Annotated in this window: 23 protein-coding genes; 17 read left to right on the top strand and 6 right to left on the bottom strand. The window is 42.8% G+C overall.

The features are described 5' to 3' along the window. Positions 1-94 precede the first annotated feature (94 nt). Positions 95-979, bottom strand: coding sequence for a YitT family protein (locus J3P37_RS17280; protein WP_256012605.1), 885 nt, complete (start codon positions 977-979; stop codon positions 95-97). A 290-nt stretch (positions 980-1,269) separates the two neighbouring features. Between J3P37_RS17280 and trpD the strand changes: the two genes are divergently transcribed. The 4 genes from trpD to trpA are packed head-to-tail and all read left to right on the top strand — an operon-like array spanning position 1,270 to position 4,952. Beyond that, positions 1,270-2,268: an anthranilate phosphoribosyltransferase gene (gene trpD, locus J3P37_RS17275; RefSeq protein WP_256012604.1), complete on the top strand. Its 999-nt coding sequence runs from the start codon at positions 1,270-1,272 to the stop codon at positions 2,266-2,268. Beyond that, positions 2,268-2,933, top strand: a complete 666-nt coding sequence (locus tag J3P37_RS17270; protein WP_256012603.1) for a phosphoribosylanthranilate isomerase — start codon at positions 2,268-2,270, stop codon at positions 2,931-2,933. The genes trpD and J3P37_RS17270 overlap by 1 nt, the downstream gene beginning before the upstream one ends. A 4-nt stretch (positions 2,934-2,937) precedes the next feature. Beyond that, positions 2,938-4,119, top strand: a complete 1,182-nt coding sequence (gene trpB / locus J3P37_RS17265) for a tryptophan synthase subunit beta (RefSeq protein WP_256012602.1) — start codon at positions 2,938-2,940, stop codon at positions 4,117-4,119. Positions 4,120-4,163: 44 nt separating this feature from the next. Further along, positions 4,164-4,952, top strand: coding sequence for a tryptophan synthase subunit alpha (gene trpA / locus J3P37_RS17260; protein WP_256012601.1), 789 nt, complete (start codon positions 4,164-4,166; stop codon positions 4,950-4,952). 8 nt (positions 4,953-4,960) lie between these two features. Here trpA and J3P37_RS17255 read toward each other — a convergent pair whose 3' ends face one another. Beyond that, positions 4,961-6,853: a RecQ family ATP-dependent DNA helicase gene (locus J3P37_RS17255; RefSeq protein WP_256012600.1), complete on the bottom strand. Its 1,893-nt coding sequence runs from the start codon at positions 6,851-6,853 to the stop codon at positions 4,961-4,963. Between the two features lie 100 nt (positions 6,854-6,953). Here J3P37_RS17255 and J3P37_RS17250 point away from each other — a divergent pair, with 100 nt between their 5' ends. Further along, positions 6,954-10,181, top strand: a complete 3,228-nt coding sequence (locus tag J3P37_RS17250) for an amidohydrolase family protein (protein WP_256012599.1) — start codon at positions 6,954-6,956, stop codon at positions 10,179-10,181. A 59-nt stretch (positions 10,182-10,240) separates the two neighbouring features. Here J3P37_RS17250 and J3P37_RS17245 read toward each other — a convergent pair whose 3' ends face one another. Continuing rightward, positions 10,241-10,642 carry an META domain-containing protein gene (locus J3P37_RS17245; RefSeq protein ID WP_256012598.1) on the bottom strand — a complete coding sequence of 134 codons (402 nt, stop codon included), beginning with the start codon at positions 10,640-10,642 and terminating at the stop codon, positions 10,241-10,243. Between the two features lie 62 nt (positions 10,643-10,704). Next, positions 10,705-11,892 (bottom strand): BaiN/RdsA family NAD(P)/FAD-dependent oxidoreductase, encoded by a 1,188-nt coding sequence (locus tag J3P37_RS17240; protein ID WP_256012659.1) that lies wholly within the window; start codon positions 11,890-11,892, stop codon positions 10,705-10,707. A 330-nt stretch (positions 11,893-12,222) separates the two neighbouring features. Between J3P37_RS17240 and hisG the strand changes: the two genes are divergently transcribed. Genes hisG through J3P37_RS17195 form a run of 9 tightly spaced genes read left to right on the top strand, consistent with a single transcriptional unit; the run spans position 12,223 to position 20,517 of the window. Next, positions 12,223-13,074, top strand: a complete 852-nt coding sequence (gene hisG / locus J3P37_RS17235; protein WP_256012597.1) for an ATP phosphoribosyltransferase — start codon at positions 12,223-12,225, stop codon at positions 13,072-13,074. 35 nt (positions 13,075-13,109) lie between these two features. Continuing rightward, on the top strand, positions 13,110-14,405 hold the full coding sequence (gene hisD, locus J3P37_RS17230; protein WP_256012596.1) for a histidinol dehydrogenase: 1,296 nt from the start codon (positions 13,110-13,112) through the stop codon (positions 14,403-14,405). A gap of 46 nt (positions 14,406-14,451) precedes the next feature. Beyond that, on the top strand, positions 14,452-15,504 hold the full coding sequence (gene hisC, locus J3P37_RS17225) for a histidinol-phosphate transaminase (protein ID WP_256012595.1): 1,053 nt from the start codon (positions 14,452-14,454) through the stop codon (positions 15,502-15,504). 1 nt (position 15,505) lies between these two features. Further along, the gene (gene hisB / locus J3P37_RS17220) at positions 15,506-16,705 is read left to right on the top strand and encodes a bifunctional histidinol-phosphatase/imidazoleglycerol-phosphate dehydratase HisB (protein ID WP_256012594.1); all 1,200 of its coding nucleotides are present in this window, start codon (positions 15,506-15,508) and stop codon (positions 16,703-16,705) included. A gap of 28 nt (positions 16,706-16,733) precedes the next feature. Continuing rightward, positions 16,734-17,354: an imidazole glycerol phosphate synthase subunit HisH gene (gene hisH / locus J3P37_RS17215; protein ID WP_256012593.1), complete on the top strand. Its 621-nt coding sequence runs from the start codon at positions 16,734-16,736 to the stop codon at positions 17,352-17,354. Between the two features lie 33 nt (positions 17,355-17,387). Further along, positions 17,388-18,137, top strand: a complete 750-nt coding sequence (locus J3P37_RS17210; protein ID WP_256012592.1) for a 1-(5-phosphoribosyl)-5-[(5-phosphoribosylamino)methylideneamino]imidazole-4-carboxamide isomerase — start codon at positions 17,388-17,390, stop codon at positions 18,135-18,137. A 32-nt stretch (positions 18,138-18,169) separates the two neighbouring features. Beyond that, positions 18,170-18,973 carry an imidazole glycerol phosphate synthase subunit HisF gene (hisF, locus tag J3P37_RS17205; protein WP_305121182.1) on the top strand — a complete coding sequence of 268 codons (804 nt, stop codon included), beginning with the start codon at positions 18,170-18,172 and terminating at the stop codon, positions 18,971-18,973. Next, complete coding sequence (gene hisIE / locus J3P37_RS17200; RefSeq protein WP_256012591.1) at positions 18,973-19,560, top strand: bifunctional phosphoribosyl-AMP cyclohydrolase/phosphoribosyl-ATP diphosphatase HisIE; 588 nt, start codon at positions 18,973-18,975, stop codon at positions 19,558-19,560. The genes hisF and hisIE overlap by 1 nt, the downstream gene beginning before the upstream one ends. Positions 19,561-19,608: 48 nt before the next feature. Continuing rightward, positions 19,609-20,517, top strand: coding sequence for a WD40 repeat domain-containing protein (locus J3P37_RS17195; RefSeq protein WP_256012590.1), 909 nt, complete (start codon positions 19,609-19,611; stop codon positions 20,515-20,517). A 12-nt stretch (positions 20,518-20,529) separates the two neighbouring features. Here J3P37_RS17195 and J3P37_RS17190 read toward each other — a convergent pair whose 3' ends face one another. Next, the gene (locus J3P37_RS17190) at positions 20,530-21,306 is read right to left on the bottom strand and encodes a C40 family peptidase (RefSeq protein WP_256012589.1); all 777 of its coding nucleotides are present in this window, start codon (positions 21,304-21,306) and stop codon (positions 20,530-20,532) included. An 81-nt stretch (positions 21,307-21,387) separates the two neighbouring features. Here J3P37_RS17190 and J3P37_RS17185 point away from each other — a divergent pair, with 81 nt between their 5' ends. Next, entirely contained in the window at positions 21,388-21,855 is a 468-nt protein-coding gene (locus tag J3P37_RS17185; RefSeq protein WP_256012588.1) for a universal stress protein, read from the top strand. An 84-nt stretch (positions 21,856-21,939) separates the two neighbouring features. Continuing rightward, entirely contained in the window at positions 21,940-22,887 is a 948-nt protein-coding gene (locus J3P37_RS17180) for a sterol desaturase family protein (RefSeq protein ID WP_256012587.1), read from the top strand. Here the strand turns inward: J3P37_RS17180 and J3P37_RS17175 are convergent. Beyond that, positions 22,862-23,419, bottom strand: coding sequence for a hypothetical protein (locus tag J3P37_RS17175; RefSeq protein WP_256012586.1), 558 nt, complete (start codon positions 23,417-23,419; stop codon positions 22,862-22,864). The two genes, J3P37_RS17180 and J3P37_RS17175, sit on opposite strands and share 26 nt — an antisense overlap. Positions 23,420-23,617: 198 nt before the next feature. Between J3P37_RS17175 and J3P37_RS17170 the strand changes: the two genes are divergently transcribed. Further along, positions 23,618-24,100 (top strand): acyl-CoA thioesterase, encoded by a 483-nt coding sequence (locus J3P37_RS17170; RefSeq protein WP_439648974.1) that lies wholly within the window; start codon positions 23,618-23,620, stop codon positions 24,098-24,100. Positions 24,101-24,134: the final 34 nt, after the last annotated feature.

Raw genomic sequence — 24,134 nt, 5'->3', positions numbered from 1 at the left:
GCGCCAACATGCAAGCTTGTTAGTACTCTTGCTAGCCCACGCGTGCCGCGTGTGCTAAGAAACTGGCTTTTTGAACAGCTCAGAAACTATGTTTCTAATGCAGGGGCCGCTGCTTGATGATCCCGCCGTTGGTTTCTGTGATCACATTCATTACCATGAAGGCTTTCCTGTCAATCAGCTTAGTTACTTCCTTTACTTTTGATACCTCAAGGCGGGTTACTACAGTAAAAATAATATCTATTTCCTTGTCTGCATAAATATTGCTGCCGTAACCGCGTTCACCTTTATATATGGTTACTCCCCGGCCGAGGCTATGAATAATGGCTTCACGGATCTCTTTACTCTTGGCAGAGATGATAGTTACCCCGGTGTATTCTTCGATACCCTGAATAATAAAATCCACTGTTTTAGAGGCTGAAAGATAGGTTAGTATCGAGTATAGTGCAGCCTCAATACCAAGAATAAAAGCCGCAACGATAAATATCACAACATTGATGATGAGAATGATATCTCCTATAGAAAAAACACTCTTCCGGTTTATATAGACCGCGATGATCTCTGTTCCATCGAGCACACAGCCACCTCTCATAGCCAAACCGATTCCTGCGCCTAAAAAGAACCCTCCAAAGATTGAGATGAGCAGTTTATCATGAGTAATAACCGGAAAATCTAAAAAGAATATTACTACTGCCAATCCCGCTACCGCAGCCAGTGTCTGCTTTGCAAAATCCTTCCCGATCTGCTTTAAGCCCAGGTAGATAAATGGTGCATTAAAAACAACCAGCCAGACAGAAACGGGGATGTGGGTGATGTGATTTGCCAGCAGGGAAATACCAGTTACCCCTCCATCGATAAACCCATTCGGCACCAAAAAACCTTTTAGTCCAAATGCAGCCAGCAAAACTCCCGCAATTACGAATGCTAACTTCCCTATCTTTTGTTCCAGGGATAACATATATTTGGTTCTTCGGCTTTTCATATTTGCTAAAATAGAAAAAGAATCCTTGAAATAAATGCGATGTTTTTGAATACAATAGTTATCAATAATAAAAAATTATTCTTTTGAATTATCATGCAAAACAGTTGCATAAAAAAAAAGATATATTGATATTTGTGCTTAATAAATGATTTTAAAAACAGTAAATACAGCTAAATGGTGGCATTTCGATTGAATCGGAAGGCAAGCTGTATTACAATAAATATAAAAACAGGGTTGCTCTTATCAGGCAACCTTTTTTTTTGCCCGGCTCACATAACGCGTACGAACAAATGAAAGCAATACTAAATCACCTTTTTGAACATAAGAGCTTTACCAAAACAGAAGCTAAGGAGATCTTAACCAATATCACCAAAGGGATCTATAATAACTCTCAAATGGCTGCATTTATGACGGCCTATTGCATGCGGACAATTACCGTTCAGGAGCTTGAAGGATTTCGGGATGCCATGCTTGACCTTTGTTTGCAAACAGGCCTGGAAAACTATGATCTGATTGACCTATGCGGCACGGGAGGTGATGGCAAAAACACCTTTAACATCTCAACCCTTGCCTCTTTCGTAGTAGCGGGAGCCGGATACAAGGTAGCAAAACACGGAAACTATGGTGTTTCATCTGGTTGCGGTTCCTCAAATGTGATGGAGTACCTCGGGTATCAATTTACCAATGATACCTCTTTATTAAAAAGGAATATTGAAGAAGCTGGAATTTGTTTCCTTCATGCCCCGTTGTTCCATCCGGCGATGAAAACAATGGCGCCTATAAGGAAAGAGCTCGGCGTAAAAACCTTTTTCAATATGCTGGGGCCTCTGGTAAATCCCGCTAAACCTTTCTATCAGTCTGTGGGAGTGTTCAGTCTGGAACTGGCCAGGATTTATGCTTACTTATACCAGAAATCAGATAAAAAATACACCATACTTCATGCTCTTGACGGGTATGACGAGATTTCACTGACTGGAAGCTTTAAAACGTTCTCTAACAGTGGCGAACATATCTATGCTCTGGATACCCTGGGATTTGAACCAATACAGGCAGAAAAAATAAGCGGTGGCAGTACGGTGGAAGAATCGGCAAAAATATTCAGCAGTGTTTTAAACGGAGGAGCTACAACAGAACAAAACAACGTGGTGTTATGTAATGCGGCTCTTGCAATAAGAACCATAAATGCAGATAAATCATTTGCCGACTGCTTTTATGAAGCAGAAGAATCACTTTTCAGTAAAAAAGCATTAAAAAGTTTCGAAACACTGTTAGCAGGAGCTTACGCCTAATGTCAGACAATCTGCAAAATACGATAAGGATAAAAGTATGTGGCATGCGTGAGCCGGATAACATTCTGTCACTGGCTGCATTATTACCAGATTATATTGGATTTATATTCTATGGCCCCTCTAAACGCTACGCGGGCGAACTGGATAGAGATGTGCTGCAGCAACTGCCCCGCCCAATTAAAAAGACAGGTGTGTTTGTCGATGCCGGGCTCGATGAAATTCTGGAAACGAAATCACTCTACAATTTAAATGCTGTGCAGTTGCACGGCAACGAATCAGCAGAGGTTTGTCAAGCTCTGCAGGATCATCAAACAGAGGTAATAAAAGCCTTCGGGGTGGACGAAAGTTTCAACTTTGCCGTTTTAAACGAGTATAAGGATGTAGTGGATTATTTTTTATTTGATACAAAGACGAAGCTTCACGGCGGCTCGGGCCAGACCTTTAACTGGGACCTGCTCGACGCGTATTCCCTGGACGTTCCTTATTTTTTAAGCGGCGGACTAGATACTGCTAATATAGAACAGGCATTAGACATCAGAGACGAAAGGTTTTATGCTTTGGATCTGAACAGCCGGTTTGAGCTGGCACCTGGATTGAAAGACATAGCGAAATTATCACAAGCAATAAACAGAATCAAAACGAAGCCGACAGGCCTAATAAAATAACAAAATGAGCTATCATGTAAACGAAAAAGGGTATTACGGAAATTTCGGAGGTGCATACGTGCCGGAAATGTTATATCCTAATGTGGAAGAACTTAGAGAAAAGTATCTCAGTATTATGAGCGAACCTGCGTTTCAGCATGAATTTCTTCTTTTACTGAAGGATTATGTAGGCCGTCCTTCTCCCCTATATCTGGCAGAGCGCCTTTCTGAGAAATATGGTACAACTATTTATCTGAAGCGTGAAGACCTTAATCATACTGGGGCGCACAAAATTAACAATACTATAGGGCAGATCCTTTTAGCCGAGCGTTTAGGAAAAAAACGAATTATCGCGGAAACCGGCGCGGGTCAGCATGGAGTAGCTACAGCTACTGTATGTGCCTTAAAAGGGCTTGAGTGTGTAGTTTACATGGGGGCTGTAGATATTGAACGTCAGGCACCGAATGTCGCCCGTATGAAAATGATGGGCGCTACGGTTATACCTGCAACTTCAGGCAGTCAAACTTTAAAAGACGCTACAAATGAGGCTTTACGTGATTGGATCAATAATCCTGTAGATACTCACTATATTATTGGTTCGGTGGTTGGTCCGCATCCCTACCCTGATATGGTTGCACGTTTTCAGTCGATCATCTCAGAAGAGACCAGGGCGCAACTAAAAGAGAAAACCGGAAAAGTAAACCCTGACTATGTACTGGCTTGTGTCGGCGGAGGCAGCAATGCCATGGGGATGTTCTATCATTTCCTTGACCAGGATGATGTGAAACTAATCGCAGTAGAGGCAGCGGGAAAAGGAGTCGAGTCGGGAGAATCTGCAGCTACCACCCTTTTGGGAAAGGAAGGTGTTCTTCATGGAAGCCGTTCTATTGTGATGCAAACTGAAGACGGTCAGGTAGTGGAGCCATATTCTATTTCTGCCGGATTGGATTACCCGGGCATTGGCCCTCAGCATGCACATTTATTTGCCTCAGCAAGGGCCAAATACGTAAGTATCACTGACAACGAAGCTATGGATGCCGGTTTACAATTAGCCAGGCTTGAGGGGATCATTCCTGCCATAGAGAGCTCTCATGCACTGGCTTATCTTGATAAAATGGAATTTAAGGGAGATGAGACTGTGGTGATTTGTCTGTCGGGCCGCGGTGATAAAGATCTGAGCACCTATATGACGCATTTTGGATTATAATTGATCATTAAAGTATTTATTAAATAAGAGCTCATCAGAAAACAATGAATAGAATCAAACAGCTTTTCGAACAAAAAAGGAACAACGTTCTCTCCATATATTTTACTGCCGGTTACCCGAATATAGACAGCACATTGGATATTGCAGAAGCCCTGGAGAAAGCAGGCGCCGACTTCCTTGAAATCGGAGTGCCGTACTCTGATCCTCTGGCTGATGGACCGGTTATCCAGAATAGCTCGCAAAAGGCTATTGAAAATGGGATGACGGTAAAGGTGTTATTCGAGCAGTTAAAAGACCTGAGAAAACGGGTATCTATCCCGGTACTGCTAATGGGTTATGTGAATCCTGTATTGCAGTATGGTGTTGAGAATTTTTGTTCGAAATGCGCGGAAGTTGGCGTGGATGGAGTTATTGTTCCTGATCTGCCTATGTACGAGTATGAAGAACTTTACCAGGATTGCTTTATACAGAACCAGTTAAGCAACATCTTTTTAATCACGCCAACCACTTCAGAGGCTCGTATCCGGAGAATTGACGAATTAAGTAATGGTTTTATCTATTTGCTTTCTACGTCATCAACTACCGGTAAAAACCTGTCGGTATCAAGCCAGGTAGAGGATTACTTTTCCAGGATTAAAAGCATGGAGCTTAGAAATCCGACCATGATCGGCTTTGGGATCTCTGATAATAAAAGTTTCAGTAAGGCAAGTGAATATGCTAATGGAGCTATTGTAGGAAGCGCTTTTGTAAAGATATTGGCTGAAGAGAACTATCTGGAAAAGATTCCTGAGTTTATTGGATCGCTGAAAGGAAAAGAGGCTGTTAGCTATTAGCTAACAGCCTATAAATAATACCGCTCCCCGTCGGTTTTGATCTTACCGGCGTCGAGCAAATTCCTGAACACTTCAATCCGTTCATTTTCATTTCCCTGCTTTAGAGAAGAAATAATTTGATCGATGGTAAAATGATTTGAAGCCAGAAGCTCAATTATTTCAGCCATTATTTCCCCATGCAGATCATGCTGCGCTTTTTGTTTTCTTTCCTCAATACACACATCGCAAACGCCGCATTTGTCTGTCCGCACTTCATCAAAATATTTAAGCAGGCCATTACTTCTGCATTGGTACGATTCCGCATAATCCAATACAGCCTCTACCTGTTTTTCCATGATCTTTTTGCGCTGCTGAATGTACTTGTGGTCGATAAACAGACGCTGAGAATCTACGCGCGCTTTAATAAAATTTATTTGAGGCTTGTCTGTCTGCTTGAGATAGGTGATCAGTTCAAACTCTTCCAGTTTTTCCAATATCTGCACCACTTCGTTATAATGCAGTCCTGTTCTTTTAGCCAGATCAGATTCCCGGATATTAGAGAACTGGTCGAACAGTCCTCCATACGACCGAAGCAAAATTTTGATAAAGGAATCATAGTTCGCATACTCGATCTGGAAGCGATACATTTCCTCGGAAGAAACAAGGATCTTCACCCTGGATGGCAAATAAACACTTTCACTTAAAGTAATGTACTCATCGTGTTCCAGAAACTTGAATGCATTTAAAGTTTTAATCGCATCAAGCTTATAACGCGAACAGAAATCTGCGATGTCTATTTCAAAGTTCAATCCCTCCCCCGCCTCATAGGCGAGCTGAAAATAGTTACCCAAAAAATGATAGGCCTGTTTGATCTCTTCAACTGAAGGAAAGCTTAACTCCAGTTTTTTTTCCAGTTTTGCCCTGTCGGACGCATTGTAAAGTAAAACGGCATATGCTTTTTTCTCATCACGGCCCGCTCTTCCTGCCTCCTGGTAATAGGCCTCAAGACTTTCCGGCAGATCCAAGTGGACCACGAACCGGACATCCGGTTTATCGATACCCATTCCGAAAGCATTCGTTGCCACAATAACCCGGATCACATTTTTCTTCCAGGCTTCCTGTTTCTCATTGCGGAGCATAGTGCTTAGTCCGGCATGATAAAAATCAGCGGCAACGCCCTGTGCCTTTAGTTGCTTAACGACCTCCTGGGTTTCACGCCGGTTACGTACATACACGATGCCTGTTCCGTTCACTTTTTTGGTAATAGAAAAAAGCTTGCGAAGCTTATTGTCCTCATGGCTAACTACATAACTTAAATTCTTTCGCTCAAAGCTTTTCCTGAAGACATTCTCTTTGCTGAATTTCAGTTTTTCCTGGATATCCTGCACCACCAGGCTGGTAGCACTTGCTGTTAAAGCAAGCACGGGTACCCTGGGATGTAATTCACGCAGCTCCGCCAGGTGAAGATAAGGCGGCCGAAAATCATATCCCCATTGAGATATACAATGGGCTTCGTCGATAGCGAACAGATTGACATTCATATATTTGATCCGTTCGCGAACCAGATCAGACATCAGTCGTTCCGGCGAGAGGTATAGAAATTTAATGGGACCATATACACAATTATCAAGCACTATATCAACCTCCCGCTTACCCATTCCCGAAATGATGGCCACCGCCTGAATGCCTTTAGCCTGCAGGTTTTCCACCTGATCTTTCATCAACGCGATGAGAGGCGAAACCACTATACATATCCCTGGTTGAAGCATCGCCGGCACCTGGAAACAAACGGATTTACCACCACCGGTTGGCAGTAATGCAAGTGTATCCCTTCCCTCCAGCACAGAATTGATAACATCTTCCTGTATAGGTCGGAATGAATCGTAATTCCAGTATTTCTTTAAGACCTGATAAATGGACATCGTTCCAAAACTAACAAACCTGTGATAATAAATCTTTTCAAAAATAGTTTATGGCATTGAACAAGCAATATATTTGCATTTTAATCATCCTTAGTAAAGAATGAAGAAATTATACATCATCCTCCTATCCTTTACCACACACTTAGGCTACACACAATCGAAATGGAATGTTGAGCGACCGGGAGGACCTTCCAAATCAGCCTCCTTCAGCACCGATGAAGGAACCTGGATGAACCTGGATGTAAGTCCGGATGGAAAAGAGATCGTTTTTGACCTGTTAGGTGATATTTACAAAATGCCTGTGACCGGGGGCAAAGCCACCATACTGTCGGGTGGCGCCGCTTTTGAAGTACAGCCACGGTTCAGTCCAAACGGAAAGTATATATCGTATACTAGCGACAAAGAGGGTGGCGATAATATCTGGATCATGAATGCGGATGGAAGCGGCAAGCATTCGATCACGAAAGAAAATTTTCGCCTGTTGAACAATGCAAGCTGGACTCCCGACAACCAATACATTATTGCAAGAAAACACTTCACGAGCACACGGTCTCTCGGGGCCGGTGAGATGTGGCAATACCATATCGCCGGCGGTGAGGGTATCCAACTGACTAAGCGAAAAAATGATCAGCAGGATGCCGGAGAACCTGAGGTTTCCCCTGATGGAAAATACGTCTATTTCAGTGAAGATGTAAGTCCAGGTCCATATTTTCAATACAATAAGGACCCTAACGGCGAAATCTACCAGATTAAACGCCTGAATCGCGAAACTAATGAAATTGAAGTTGTAGCGCGGGGACAGGGAGGAGCTGTTCGCCCTGAGATTTCGCCTGATGGTAAATTAATGGCATTTGTAAAACGCGTACGACTGAAAACTGCCTTGTTCATTCAGGATCTCGCGACGGGCGAAGAATGGCCTGTTTACGACGATCTGTCTCGTGATCAGCAGGAAACCTGGGCTGTATTTGGCGTTTATCCGAATTTTGCCTGGACGCCCGATAGCCGGAATATTATTTTCTACGCAAAGGGAAAAATTAGAAGCCTGGATGTGAGCTCCCAAGTCGTATCAGTTATTCCATTTGAAGTAAACTCTTCACATAACATCTCAGAGGCTCTGCACTTTGACCAGAAAGTATTTACTGATGACTTTAAGGTCCGCATGATCCGCCAGCTTACTACTTCACCCGATGGCAAAAGGGTTGCTTTCCATGCTGCTGGTCATTTATATCTGAAAGATCTGCCTAACGGGAGGCCGGAACGTCTCAGCACCGGGACAGATTTTGAGTATGAACCTGACTTCAGTCCCGACGGGAAGTCCCTGATCTATATCAACTGGGGTGATGAAGCTAAGGGATCGGTTAATAAAATTGATCTTACAACTAAAGAGATCACAGTCCTGACCACTGAAAAGGGCTTTTACTATTCCCCAAAATTTTCTTCGAAAGGCGACAAGATCGTGTACCGGAAAGGAGTTGGGAATGTTATGCTGGGATTCAATCACGGTAAAAATCCCGGTATCTATATTATGCCGGCCACAGGAGGCACTGGCATAAAAGTATCAGATAACGGCATCAGACCATCTTTTAATTCTTCCGACTCCCGGATTTATTTTCAATCGACACAGGGAGAGATGAAGGCCTTTAAAAGCATGGACACTAACGGCGGGAACGTCCGTACTCATTATGTTTCCAGGTATGCTAACCAGTTTGTGCCCAGTCCCGATGGTAAATGGCTTGCTTTTACCGAACTATTTAACGCTTATATCACGCCGCTGGTAAATACAAATAATTCCCTCGAACTGTCCAGCAGCAACAAATCTTTGCCTTTGTCTAAGGTAACCAGGGATGCAGGGACGTTTTTACACTGGAGTAAAGACAGTAAGAAGCTGAACTGGACCTTAGGCCCTGAATATTTCTCACAGGAATTAAAGAACATTTTCAGCTTCGCTGACAACGCCTCAACCAATTCGCTGGTTGACAGTACCGGCCTCGATCTGGGTTTAAAGCTTAAAACCGATGTTCCGACAGGCACAATCGCCTTAACCAATGCGCGGATCATCACGATGAAGGGCGAGCAGGTGATAGAAAAGGGAACTATTGTAATTAAAGAAAACCGTATTTCGGCAGTCGGTCCGGCCGACCAGGTGAAAGTTCCTGAGGATGCAAAGATCATAAATGCTGATAATCAGACAATCATACCGGGACTTATTGACGTACATGCACATATCCCTACAAGTCCCGACGGCTTAACACCCGAACAGGACTGGGCGTATTATGCTAATCTGGCATACGGAGTGACTACAGCGCATGACCCTTCCAGTAATACCGAAATGGTGTTCAGCCAATCGGAAATGCAAAAGGCCGGCACCATTGTGGGACCCCGGATGTATTCCACCGGGACGATCCTTTATGGTGCTGACGGCGATTTTAAAGCAGTTATTAACAGCCTGGACGACGCCCGCTCTCATTTAAGAAGAATGAAAGCCGTTGGTGCCTTTACGGTAAAATCCTATAATCAGCCGAGGCGTGAACAACGCCAACAGATTATTCAGGCGGCCAGAGAGTTAAAAATGCAGGTTGTGCCTGAAGGCGGTTCAACATTCGCTCATAACATGTCGATGATACTAGACGGGCATACAGGAATTGAGCATAACATCCCTGTGGTGCCTGTGTATAAAGATGTTAAAGCTTTATGGAATGCCAGCAAAACTGCCTACACTCCTACCCTTATTGTAAGTTACGGCGCTCAGTCGGGAGAAAACTTCTGGTACGACAGAACGAACGTTTGGGAGAACGAGCGTTTACTTTCATTTACTCCGAGAGCCCTTATTGATAGCCGTGCCCGCAGAAGAACCACCTCCGAATTTGGCGACTATGGTCACATCGAAATTTCGAAGGCAGTGAAACAAATAGCAGACGGCGGCACAAAAATAAATGTCGGAGGACATGGTCAGCTGCAGGGATTAGGCACACACTGGGAACTCTGGATGCTTGCGCAGGGAGGTATGTCGTCCATGGAAGTCCTTAGAGCCGGAACAATAAATGGAGCCGAATACCTGGGAGTGTCTAAAGAACTTGGTTCACTGGAGCCGGGAAAACTTGCCGACCTGATAGTTTTAGATGAAAATCCCCTGGAAGATATTCGGAACACCGAAAAAATCAGGTATGTAATGCAAAATGGAAGGTTGTTTGACGGCGAGACGATGAATGAGACGGGCAACCTGGAAAAAATCAGAAGCAAATTCTGGTGGCAAACAGGACGGTCTGAAAGTTTCAACCTTTCAACCCAATCGGAAACGTTCATTTACACTCATCCTGAATGTGATTGATCAGCACATGCGGCGAGTGTGCCGCGTGTGCTGAAAAAGCCGGATTTTGTCTCGTAGCTCTATTTTTTAAAGGTCAGCAATACGGCATCAGATCCGTACAAATACAGCATACCGTTTTTAATTTCGTATCTTCTAACATTCTGCAGGTTGGTCATCATCTCATTTTCGAGATTCATTACCCCGTCGCAAAACATCTTTGTTGATACTAGCTCCTGAAAGGTTAGCTGATCTTTACCCATTAGTTCATACCCTCCACTGATTGAATTGCAAAAGGCCTTACCCTTGACATCGAGATTATCCTCAAATTCAAGAAAAGCTTTGCCATCACTGCTAATTGGTTTATGATTAATGGCAGTCAAAGTCCACCGCTGACCGTCCAGCTTTAAAGGAGCCCGCTGAGGCTGAATAACATTACAGCTTCCTAATATTAAACTGCATATTAAAGGTAAAAAATATTTCATAATCCGGGTTTATACGATAAGTTTAAACATAGATAACAACGGGTGGTGATGGATGTTTGATCCTAGATATTCTGAGCAATTACAAAACCGCTGGCCCATGCCCATTGAAAATTATATCCACCCAGCCAGCCCGTAACATCAACACACTCGCCTCCAAAGAATAATCCGGAGATCTTTTTGGCTTCGAGGGTTTTGGAGGAAAGCTCATCAGTGGCCACCCCTCCCCGCATTACTTCCGCTTTATCGTATCCTTTATCGCCCGCAGGTTTTAGTTTAAACTGGTGAATAAAACGGTCGATCGTATTCAGGTCCTCACGTGTGAGTGAAGCCAGGTTTTTATCTACCGGCAGGTATTTTGCTAAGGCCTCGGCAAACTTCCTGGTGTAAATCCCAGCCAAAACCGTCAACAAGGTCTTTTTACCATTCACCATTTTCTCCTTTTCGAGCAAGTCAGTAACAGATCGATTGGGCAGCATATCAATTTCTATGGCCTCACCGGGCTTCCAGTAAGAAGATATCTGAAGGATTGCCGGTCCGCTTAAGCCCCAGTGAGTAAACAGAATATTCTCTTCAAAGCTGATCTTTGAATTGCTTACCCGGCAAAAGATACTATTGCCAGACAAGTGGGCAAACCATTCCGCATCTTTTCCTGTGACCGTTAAAGGAACAAGTGCCGGCGCCGTCGGAGTCACCCGCAAACCAAATTGCCTGGCGACATTAAGTCCGAAGTCGGTGGCTCCCATTTTTGGGATGGGCAAACCGCCAGATACAATAACTATTTTAGGCGACTTTTGTATCCTCTCTGATCCCTGGTGCCGATATTTTATAATGAAGATTTCTTCCTCTTTTTTAACAGAGCTTACCTCTGCACTACAATAAACTTCCTGGCCAAGGTCATCACAGAGATTCAGGAACACATCAACTATGTCTTTAGCTTTATTGCTTAAAGGGAACAGTTGTCCAAGGGTTTTCTCCTGGCCTTTTATGCCGTATGTTTCGAAGAACTGGATGGTATCCTCAACTGTCCATTGAGAAAAAGCTGATTTTGCGAAGTGTTCATTTTCGGATATGAAGTTTGCCGGCCCGGCGTAGAGGTTCGTATAATTACAGCGGCCACCTCCGGAAATCAGGATCTTTGATCCTGCTTTATCGGATTTTTCGAGGACGAGTACCTTTTTGCCTAAAAACCCAGCCTGGACGGCACACATAAGACCACAAGCACCTCCACCAATAATTATAGCATCATACATTGCTGCAAAAATAACATTTAATATGATTGGTGGGGGGCGGGTTTGGTTGAAGGTCTGGTTAGCACACGCGGCACGCGTGCCTCGTGTGCCTGAATGGGCATTCGGCCGTCTTGAAACTCTCATCCTCTAATAAATATATTTTAATTTATAATATGGATGCTTATATTTGCGGCTCCCTGTTTAATCAGGATATCAACAAGTATGACATCAGTATTCACTCATCACATGCATTTCCATCATCGCCATTGAGGCGATAGATATAAATGTATGTTTCTACGTGAAACTGATACCCCGAACTTTTTTGTTGGTCTGATTATAAAATTATAAATATTGAAAACACTCAAAATAGCTATCCAGAAATCGGGTAGGTTAAACGAAAAATCTGTTGAGCTTCTTAAGAACTGCGGTTTAAGTTTCGAAAACTATAAAAGCTCCCTAATCTCTCAAGTCTCAAATTTTCCACTGGAGATACTTTTTCTGCGCGATGATGATATTCCTGAATACGTACAGGACGGTATTGCCGACTTAGGTATTGTGGGTGAGAACGTTATTTGCGAGACTGAAGTAGAGGTAGCCTATTTGCAAAAGCTTGGTTTTGGTAAATGCTCTTTAAAGCTGGCCATTCCAAATAAAGGTGAGATTGAAGTGCTTGCTGATCTTAACGGAAAGGCTATAGCAACTTCGTATCCTGTAATTCTCAAAAAGTTTCTTACCGATAATAACATTAGTGCTGAGATCAGAACCATTTCCGGATCTGTAGAAATTGCACCAGGCTTAGGTCTGAGCGATGCAATCTGCGACCTGGTATCTACCGGAGGCACATTGAAGAGCAACGGATTAAAGCCGTTCGGAGATGTTTTACATTCTGAAGCGGTGCTGATCGGCCGTAAAGGCGAAGAAGAGAATCCTCTGATCGTTGAATTAATACAGCGCATCCAGTCTGTTCTAAGAGCTAAAGAAACCAAATATGTGGTTTTAAATGCGGAAAGAGCTCGTTTGGATGAGATAAAAACCTTACTGCCTGGCATTAAAAGCCCTACAGTTGTTCCCTTAGCTGAGGAAGGCTGGGTAGCTGTACATACTGTAATTCCTGAAAAGGATTTCTGGAGTAAGATAAGTCAGTTGAAGGCTGCAGGCGCGCAAGGTATTGTGGTGATGCCAATCGAAAAGATAATTCTTTAGCCCTTAAATCCCCCTTTCGGGGAATAATTAATGTTATGCTTAAGACTTATACTTATACAGAACTAAGTGAGGCTGCTATAGATAAACTGGTTTCACGCAATGCAGACGAAAACAACAGCATTGGGGAACGTGTAGAATCCATTATAGCTGCCGTTAGAGCAAAGGGCGACTTTGCCTTGCTGGAGTTTGCGGAAGCTTTTGATAAAGTAAAACTGAGCCGCCTGTATCTTGACAGAGACGAGATCGGCAGAATAGCGGAGAGTATTGGCGAGGATCAAAAGTCGGCCATTAATACCGCGTATCAAAACATATACAGGTTCCATGAGAGCCAGCTCAAGCAAGAGCAGAAAGTGGAAACCATGCCTGGAGTTACCTGCTGGAGAGAAACCCGGCCCATCGAGAAGGTTGGCCTGTATATTCCCGGCGGAACAGCGGTTCTGCCAAGTACCTTCCTGATGCTTGGGATTCCTGCGAAAATTGCCGGAAGTAAGGAGATAATAGTTTGTTCGCCACCGCAAAAGGATGGCTTAATTAATTGTTATATCGCTTATGTAGCAAAGCTTCTGGAGATCGACCGTATCTACCTTGTAGGCGGAGCTCAAGCAGTGGCTGCTATGGCCTATGGAACAGCTTCAATTACAAAAGTTGACAAGATCTTTGGCCCTGGCAATCAGTATGTAACCCGGGCAAAAACCATCATTCAATCGAGTACTCAAACTTCTATAGATATGCCCGCCGGCCCCTCCGAAGTCCTGGTTATTGCAGATGAAACAGCTAATCCTGTTTTTGTTGCGGCAGATCTCCTGGCTCAGGCTGAGCATGGTCCTGATTCGCAGGCTGTATTGGTATCAACCTCTTCTTCAATTATTGAGCAAACGATCGAAGAGTTAAAAAAACAACTGGAAGAACTCCCGAGGAAAGAAATTGCCGCTAAGGCAATTGAAAACTCTTACGCCATCCTCGCTCAGGATCTTAATACAGCTATGGAGTTCAGTAATAAATACGCACCAGAACACCTGATCCTGGCTACTGACAACTGGGAGAAGATAACTGCCGGGATCAGCAATGCAGGCTCTGTATTCCTGGGCAACCTGACGCCTGAAAGTGCAGGCGACTACGCTTCGGGAACCAATCATACTCTTCCAACCAGCGCTTATGCCCGCTCCTATTCCGGCGTCTCGGTGGATTCTTTCATAAAAAAAATCACGTTTCAGCATCTTAGTCCCGAGGGAATAAATAACCTGGGGAATACCGTCGAGATCCTTGCAGAACTGGAAGGTTTACAGGCCCACAAAAACGCTGTAACTGTTAGAAAGTCTTCATTGACTTAGTAAATCAAATAATAAAAAGCTGTAGCTTAAAATAACAAACGCTAAGATGAGTTTTGATTTAAACAATATTTTACGGGAGAACATAAAAAATCTGGTACCCTACTCTTCAGCCCGTGACGAGTTCAAGGGTGAAGCATCTGTTTATTTGGATGCTAACGAAAACAGCTACGGTTCTCCGCTTGAGAGACAATATAACCGTTACCCCGACCCGCTTCAATGGTCGGTAAAGAAACGCTTAAGCGAAATAAAGGGGGTTCCACCGCAAAACATCTTTCTCGGAAACGGAAGCGACGAAGCCATTGATATCCTGTTCAGAGCATTTTGCCGTCCGGGCATTGACAATGTGATCACCGTACCCCCTACCTACGGAATGTATGAGGTATCAGCTAACATCAATGATGTCCAGATTAAGAAGGTTCCCCTGACACCGGACTATCAATTAAATCTGGAGGGTATTGCTGAGGCCATTGACGAAAACACTAAGCTTATATTTATTTGTTCGCCGAATAACCCTACTGCAAATTCAATCCACAGGGATGATATTGAAACTGTATTAGCAAACTTCCCCGGATTGGTGGTTATCGATGAAGCGTATATCAACTATTCGCGCCAGAAGACTTTCATCCAGGAGCTTACCGAGTACAGTAACCTCGTTATCCTTCAAACTTTATCAAAAGCCTGGGGACTGGCAGCTTTGCGCGTCGGAATGGCCTTTGCCAGCGAGGAGATCATAGAGGTTTTCAACAAGGTAAAACCCCCTTATAACATAAATGAGGCATCGCAACAGCTTGCTCTGCAAGCCTTAGGCAACCTTGAAAAAGTAAACGAGTGGATCAAAGAAACCATAGTAGAACGCGAAAAACTAGTTACCGGGCTACTGCAGCTTCCGTTTGTAATAAAAGTGTTCCCTTCGGATGCTAATTTTATCCTGGCAAAAACCAGTGATGCGAAAGGCATCTATAACTTCCTTGTAGAAAGGGGAATCATTGTTCGCGACCGCTCAAAAGTGGAGTTATGTGAGGGAAGCCTTCGTATTACGATAGGGACACCTGCTGAAAACAAGATCTTAATAGAAACATTAACAAAATATCAATCCTAAAATGGGAATTGAACAAGAAAATACAGCGGATACATCTTCTTTGAATGAGGCCGGCAATGCTGCCCCACGTAAAGTGTTATTTATCGACCGTGATGGTACACTCTGTCTGGAACCTGAAGATTACCAGGTAGATTCTTTCGAGAAGCTTAAGTTCTATCCAGGAGTATTCAAATACCTGACAAAAATTACGGAAGAGCTGGACTTTGACCTTGTTATGGTAACTAACCAGGACGGCCTGGGAACAGATTCACATCCGGAAGCTAATTTCTGGCCTGTTCATAACTTTCTTATCGACTCTTTCATAGCCGAAGGGATACAGTTTAAAGAGGTTATTATTGACAAGACGTTTGCTCATGAAAATGCTCCGACCCGCAAACCGGGCACCTCTCTCCTTACACATTATCTTGATACTGAAAGATACGACCTGACGAATTCTTTCGTTATTGGAGACAGGATCACGGATGTTGTACTTGCTAAGAACCTTGGATCTAAAGCTATCTGGCTGAAACACGATGCGACTCTCGGCCTGGATGAAATTACAGAACAGGCTGCTGAACTAAAGTCATATATCGCTTTAGACACCGCAAACTGGAAAGATGTATATGAGTTTTTGAAGGTTGGTAAAAGGGAGATCGAGCATAAACGTACCACAAAGGAGACCGACATTTATATAAAGCTGAATCTTGATGGAAAAGGAGAGGCTAAAATATCCACGGGATTACATTTCTTTGATCACATGCTTGATCAAATTGCAAGGCATGGCAGTATCGATTTAGAGATAAACGCCAAAGGCGATCTGCATATCGATGAGCACCACACCATTGAAGATACTGGTATTGCTTTGGGTGAAGCAATTGCGAAGGCTCTTGGCGATAAGCGCGGAATCGAACGTTATGGATTTTGTCTCCCCATGGACGACTGCCTTGCGCAGGTAGCGATCGACTTTGGCGGCAGGAACTGGATTGTATGGGATGCAGAATTTAAGCGTGAAAAAGTTGGAGAAATGCCTACTGAGATGTTCTTCCATTTCTTCAAGTCGTTCAGCGATGCCTCAAAAAGCAATCTGAATATAAAAGCTGAGGGCCAGAATGAGCACCATAAGATTGAGGCTATATTTAAAGCTTTCGCCAAAGCCATTAAAGTTGCAGCAAAGCGAGACGTAAATAACATGCAGCTGCCAAGTACTAAGGGACTTTTATAATACTTTTATTCTAATAAGAGCTTAATTCATGATAGGGATAGTTAATTACGGCGCGGGGAATATCTTTTCATTAACAGCAGCCCTCGACAGGCAGAATATTGCTTATGAGATGATCAATTCAGTCGACGAGTTTGACAAGTATGAACGCTACATCATCCCGGGTGTAGGGCATGCAGGGGCTGCAATGAAGAAACTTGAAGAAAGCGGAATGGTCGAAAAAATCAAGGCAACCTCCAAACCAGTTCTGGGTATTTGTGTGGGTATGCAACTGCTTACAGACTTTTCAGAAGAGGGAAATGCGCACCTGCTTGGAATCGCCCCATTAAAAACGTGTCATTTTTCAGAAAATATAAAACTAAAAATCCCTCATATGGGTTGGAACAGAGTTAGTTCCGGCTTTAATGATAAACTTGATAATGAATTATTTAAGGATATAAATGAGGGATCGTACTTTTACTTTGTACATTCCTATTTTATAGAATTTAATCCTACTTTTACAATCGCTTTTGCCGAACATGGAATTAAATTTTCGGCGGCATTGCAAAAGGATAATTATTATGGGGTTCAGTTTCATCCTGAAAAATCCGGGGAAGCTGGCGAACAACTGTTAAAAAACTTTGCATCATTGAAACTTGAAGGATCACTCTAGACTTATTGATCCTTGAACATAAATAAATAAACTATGTACATTATTCCGGCAATTGATATTTTGGACAAAAAAGTTGTCCGTTTGCGTGAAGGAAACTACAACGAAGCTACATTATACGATGTAACTTTAGAGGAAATGATTGAAAAGTACCAGTCGAACGGTACTGAGTTCGTTCACATCATAGACCTAAACGGCGCAAAAGGCGATTTTAGTAACCAGGAATATCTTTTTGACATCATCCAGAAAACAGAGATGAAAGTGCAGTATGGTGGTGGTGTGAGAAGTATTGACAAAGTAAAAGAGTTGCTTGATGCTGGCATCCACCGCGTCATTGTAGGAACCCAGGCGATCACCAATCCCGACTTTTTGCCTCAGTTAAGTGAGGATCTGTGCGGAAAAGAAAAATGCTCAGACCAGATCGTTGTGGCTATCGATGTACTTGATGAGGTTATCAAGTATTCAGGATGGATGGAAAGCTCTCCTATTAAATTAATGGACTACGTTGACCGTTGTCTTAACCTTGGATTTTTCCGTTTTTTATGTACAGACATCAACAAAGATGGTAAGCTTGCGGGTGCAGGGGTAGAACTTTACCAGAAATTATTAGATCATTCTCCGTTTATCAAGTTAATTGCTTCAGGAGGTATCAGTTCAATGGACGATATCCGTGCAGTTCAGGAAATAAAAGTAGAAGCTTGCGTAGTAGGTAAAGCTATCTATGAAGGGCATATTACCATTGAAGAAATTAAAGACTGGAACCTGAAATCCTTGATTTCATTCTAATTGGTTTAAAGAACATACAAAACATACAAAATTTGAGTACTATTCAAGCCGCTTTACAAAGTCCCCCAACAGGGGGCCTGGGGCTTGCCAAGCGCATTATTCCCTGCCTTGACGTTAAAGACGGCCGCACGGTTAAAGGAGTCAATTTCGTTGATCTTCGTGATGCAGGTGACCCTGTAGAGCTTGCCTGGCAATATTCTCAACAAGGTGCTGATGAACTTGTCTTTCTCGACATAACCGCAACTCATGAGCGTCGCAAAACTATGGTCGAGCTGGTGAAAGCCGTTGCCCGGCAAATAAATATTCCTTTCACTATCGGAGGTGGAATCAATGAAATAGCGGATGCTGATATCCTTTTAAATGCTGGTGCAGATAAAATATCTGTTAATTCGGCCGCTGTGCGTAATCCGGAACTGATCAACGAGCTGGCAATGGCTTTTGGTAAACAGTTTGTAGTGGTTGCTGTAGATACCAAATTTATTGGCGACACCAATCTGGTACACTTAAATGGCGGACGCATTGCTACCGAGCTCGAGACCGAAAAATGGATCAAAGAAGCAGAAGAAAGAGGCGCTGGCGAAATACTTTTGACTTCTATGGATCACGACGGAACCAAAGCTGGCTTTGACAATTTCCTGCTCAAAAAAATAAATGATTCCATATCTATTCCTCTGATTGCCTCTGGCGGAGCGGGAAGTATGCAGCACTTTGTTGACGTATTTCAGAAAAGTAACGTGGACGCAGCACTTGCAGCATCTGTGTTTCATTATGGAGAAATATTGATTCCGTCGCTAAAAGAAGAATTAAGAAAACACACTATTGAAGTAAGGTTATAATGACTATAGATTTTTCAAAATCGGACGGCCTCGTTCCGGTGGTTATCCAGGATGAGCAAACCCTGGAGGTGCTTATGCTGGGATACATGAATGAGGAGGCTTTTCAGAAAACCCAATCTGAAGGCAAAGTGACCTTCTTTTCCAGGACGAAGAACCGTTTGTGGACCAAGGGCGAGGAAAGCGGTAACTTTCTGTTCGTGAGCTCGACCCATATTGATTGCGACAATGATACTCTCCTTATAAAGGCAAGCCCCGTTGGCCCAACCTGTCATACCGGATCCCGCAGTTGTTTTAAAACGGAATATAACCAAAACTTCATCTTTAAGCTGTCGGAGATCATTAACGACCGGTACAAGAACCCTGTTGAAGGTTCGTATGTGAACCGGCTGAGAGAAAAAGGTTTAAATAAAATTGCTCAAAAGGTTGGTGAGGAAGGTGTAGAGACCGTGATCGCCGCTCTGAATGAAACTGAGAATGATCTGATCAACGAAGCTTCTGACCTTGTGTTTCATTTGCTTGTTCTCCTGAAAGAGAAGAATGTAAGCCTTGAAACTATTGCCAGGAACCTGGAGAGCAGGCATAAATAATTCTTCTTTATTTTTTGGTCTTGCAGAAGAGTAAAACAGCGTGTTAGTATGGAGGTAGTTAGGAAAACATCATTGACAGGGCATCAGAATCCGATTTATGCCCTTGAACCGTCGCAGAAACCTGGTATCTTTTTTACGGCAGGCAATGATAAGGGAGTTGTTGAGTGGAGCTCCAGAGAGCTTTCTTTTATTAAGGTTCTTATGCCCGTGTCGAGCTCTGTATATTCCCTGCATTCCCCGGATTTCGCGCCGGTTCTTGCAGTGGCCGAACGAAGCGGGAAGGTCAGCCTTTTTAACTTTGAAGAGCAGAGGATCACGGCTGTTTTCAATCATCATAAGTTGCCGGTTTTCGCACTAAACTCTGTTCCTCATAAAAAAGAATTACTTGCGGCTTCCGAAGACGGCACTGTATCTGTTGTAGACTTGCTGACCTTTAATTTGCTTTACAACTTTAAGGTATCAGACCAAACGATTCGTTGCATTGCTATTAGTCCGGATCAAAAACTGGTAGCTTTTGGATGTAAGGACAGTGTGATCTATATCTATAACATAGAGGATTACTCTTATGTTACTCAACTAGCCGGACATACACATCCGCTAACCTCAGTGCAGTTTTCTCCTGATGGCAAATACCTTCTTTCCGGCGGCAGGGATGCGAAGCTCAACATTTGGAATAGCGGAGATTTCAGCCTGAAGGAAAGCATTGTGGCTCATATGTTTTCTATATATGATATTAAATTCCATCCGGCCCTTCCCTATTTTGCCACCTCAAGCCAGGATAAAAGCATTAAGATATGGGATGCTGACAGCTTTAAGCTAAGGAAGATCATCAGCCGAGAAAAGGGCATGGAGAGTCATAGTCATTCTATAAATAAACTGGGCTGGGATAAGGAATCAGGCGCACTTATATCCGTCAGCGACGACAAGAATGTTATGGTTTGGGAAGTGAGTTTTTAAACCAGGATTTTACTAAACATAACGCTTAATGATCCTTAGTTTATGCGAATGTTTTTTCAGGTCCAGGCTATAAATACCCTGATCATCAATGGGATCTATTTTCACTCTGCCGGAGGCATGAATGATCTGATGCTCATTGAGCATAATACCTACATGGGTAATCCGTCCTTCCGCATTATCGAAGAATGCAAGATCCCCCGGCTTCACTTCCTGTAAAAAATTAACAACTTCTCCCTGCTCTGCCTGCTGCCAGGCATCTCTTTTCAGGGAGATATCCAGCATTTTGAAAACCACCTGGGTTAGTCCCGAACAATCAATTCCAAAAACAGATTTCCCTCCCCATAAATATGGTGAGTTCAGGAAAAACCTGGAATAGTTTATCACCTGCTGCTGAAAGATACCCCTACTTCCAAATACCAGATCTGAGTCGTAAAAATAACGTTCTGTACCAAGGCTGAAAGAACCCTGCGCTTCCTCAGGAATGCTGCTTCCGGCAGCAAGGTGGATCAATTCTCCGATGCTTCCTTTCTTTATTGCCTGGGCAAATACCGGCCCAAGAATCCTTGCATTTTTTTGTTTTTCATAGTATTCTTCATCGACAGGCTGGTATTGTTTTGAATCGATCCAGCCCACATATTCGTCTGACGATGTTTTGATATTTACCCATTTTTCAGTAGTATTGAGTATGATAAAGCTATCGCCAAAGAGCAGCTGGGAGAGCATTTCACTCTTATCTGATGCCTCTGCGCGCAAAGGGACGAGCGATAAATTACAAATTCCGTATTGCATGATCATTTATACAAATGAACTGAAAAATTAAGAGAAATTAAACGTTAAAAACTTAACCAACACCAATACTGTTTTAACTATATGAAAACACTAAATGAAGTTCACAAAATCCTGATAGCAGTTGAAGACAGCCAATATTCAGAGCGTGCGGCAAGCTATGGTTTTGAGCTGGCTCAGAAACTAGGTGCAGATGTTGGCTTGATCCACGTCAACGAAGTTCCTACCGGAACTCCTTTTGTCGCAGATCCCCTGCTAAATGAACCTCCTGTAATGATGCCTGAATTAATAAACGTGCAGGAAGAAGCCAGCAAAAAATTATTGGACAGAATAGCCGATACCTATTTTGGGAAAGCAACTATATACTCTTTTCATAAAGTTGGAAATCCGCGTGATGAAATATTACACACGGCAGAAGAATGGAATGCAGATATGATCATCCTGGGAACACATGGACGTACCGGATTTGACCATTTTATTTCGGGAAGCGTTGCCGAGAAGGTGATACGAAAAGCAAAATGTCCTGTGCTGATTATTCCAAATAAAGAATAAGTTATTGGGAACAATTTGCTGTCAATATCTAAACAAAGACCGGAATTGTACGTTTTTCAGGCACATCGCCTGTAAACCTGATTAATGTATATATTTAAATTATTTGGTGCACCTGAAATTTCGCTGGAAAACTTAGCTCAGATAGAAAAAAGTTCGCCTGAGATCATTTTATACGCCTTGCCCGCCGTAGCCGCATTAACGCTGCTTGAAATCGCTTTCTCCCTGTATTCGCATAAACAGAATTACGATCTGCGGGAAACTATAGGTTCTGTCTTTATCGGCATAGGAAACCTGGTTGTAAACATGCTTTTGAAAATTGTGTTGCTCTATGGCGCTATATGGATTTATAACCTGGTGCCCTGGAGAATGGCATTCAGTTGGTGGACATTGATCCCCTGCTTCGTTCTTTACGACCTCAGCAGCTACTGGTCGCACCGCCTTTCGCATTTTCACCGCTTTTTCTGGGCAGCCCACGTGGTGCATCATTCGGGCGAGCATTACAACCTTACCGTTTCATTCAGACAGAGCTGGGTACAACACTTTAAACTGATATTTTTTCTTCCTCTGGCTTTCCTGGGCTTTCACCCGGTAATCTTTTTCATATCGAACCAATTATCGGTACTTTATCAGTTTTGGGTTCATACTGAATATATAGGAAAGCTGCATCCAATCGTCGAATATATTTTTGCCACCCCTTCTAATCACAGGGTACACCATGGATCCAATGACAAGTATCTGGACAAAAATTTCGCGGCTACGTTTATTATATTTGACAGGCTCTTCGGTTCATATCAAATAGAAGAAGAGAAGCCAACTTACGGACTTACTACCAAGCTCGATGTTAAATTAAACCCCGTTTACCTCAACTTTCACGAATATCTGGATATCCTTCATGATGTTAAGATGGCCAGGGGCCTTAAGAAGAAGTGGTACTATATTTTCGGAAGTCCTTCACGGATTGCCTTTGAGAAAAAACAAGAAATCAGCAGAGGACTCGCAAGAGAGACTAGCCCAGTGGATCCATCTTCGTGAGTACTTCAGTGAATGCATTATAGATCTGCCTTAATGCTGCTACCTCTGTAATACCGTCTTCAATGATCAGTTCTAAAAAAGGTTCTTTAAATTCAGAATCAGCAACGTGATGATGCGCCACGCCGAAAGAGAAGTTTTCAAGTGATTGAAACACCTGGCGACTTCCAGGATCGGAAAAAATGAATTTAACTCTGGCTTCGTCATTGGTTTTGATGATCATCTTGTTGTCGAACTCAGGATATCCGATCAGCACGTCCTGCATCCCGAAAAACTTTCCGATCTCATCGATAAAATCTTCTCTGTGTATTGCAAAGCGGAAATCATCGTTTTTATGAAGTAAGGAACTAAAAGAGGTTACGGCATATCCTCCCTCAAATCCTCCACCAAGATCAATATCGATATTAAGAGATATTTGACGGCCCTGACTTTCAATATACACCTGATAATCCAATGGTTCGTTCTGACCTAGATCATCCGATATCTTTCTCCAAATTTCATCTTCTGTTTCGCCTGTAATTAGAACTTTGTTCATAAATAGGATTTTTGTTCAACTATATATACCGATGTGCAAATCATAAGTTTTAATTTTTTAAACGACAAAACGTATTGTGCACTCAATTTTTATTATGTGAAACAGAATTAACACAAAAATGATGTGAAAAATAACATTTAGGCTACCTTTGTTGTAATGACTATTAATGCAAAAACAGCAGAGCAATCATTAACCATAATGAACGAGTTAGTTCTGCCCAACGACACCAATGCCCTGAACAACCTGATGGGGGGCCGATTACTTCATTGGATGGATATTGCAGCCTCCATTTCTGCACAGAAACATTGCAATCGCATAGCTGCCACCGCATCTGTAGATAACGTTTCTTTCAAACAACCTATAAAACTCGGGGACGTAGTTACTATAAAAGCAAAAGTCTCCAGAACTTTTCATAGTTCTTTGGAGGTACGTTTAGTAGTTTGGACTGAAAATATATCAACCGGCGCTAAAGCCAAAAGTAACGAAGCCTTTTATACGTTTGTTTCTTTAGATGAAAATGGCAAGGTAATGCGTATCCCTGAATTAATTCCGGAGACTGAGGAAGAAATGCAATTATTTGACGGCGCCCTGAGGAGAAGGCAATTAAGGTTAATATTGGCCGGGAAAATGAAACCCGACGACGCTACTGAATTGAAAGCTCTATTTTTCCCGGAGATATAAAAAAGCAAAACCGGGGTTCTGCTTTTTTATATCT

The organism is Desertivirga xinjiangensis (assembly GCF_024436435.1).
GTDB lineage: Bacteria > Bacteroidota > Bacteroidia > Sphingobacteriales > Sphingobacteriaceae > Desertivirga > Desertivirga xinjiangensis.
The sequence above is the reverse complement of the archived record's forward strand: the minus strand, read 5'-3'. Positions and strand labels throughout refer to the sequence as shown.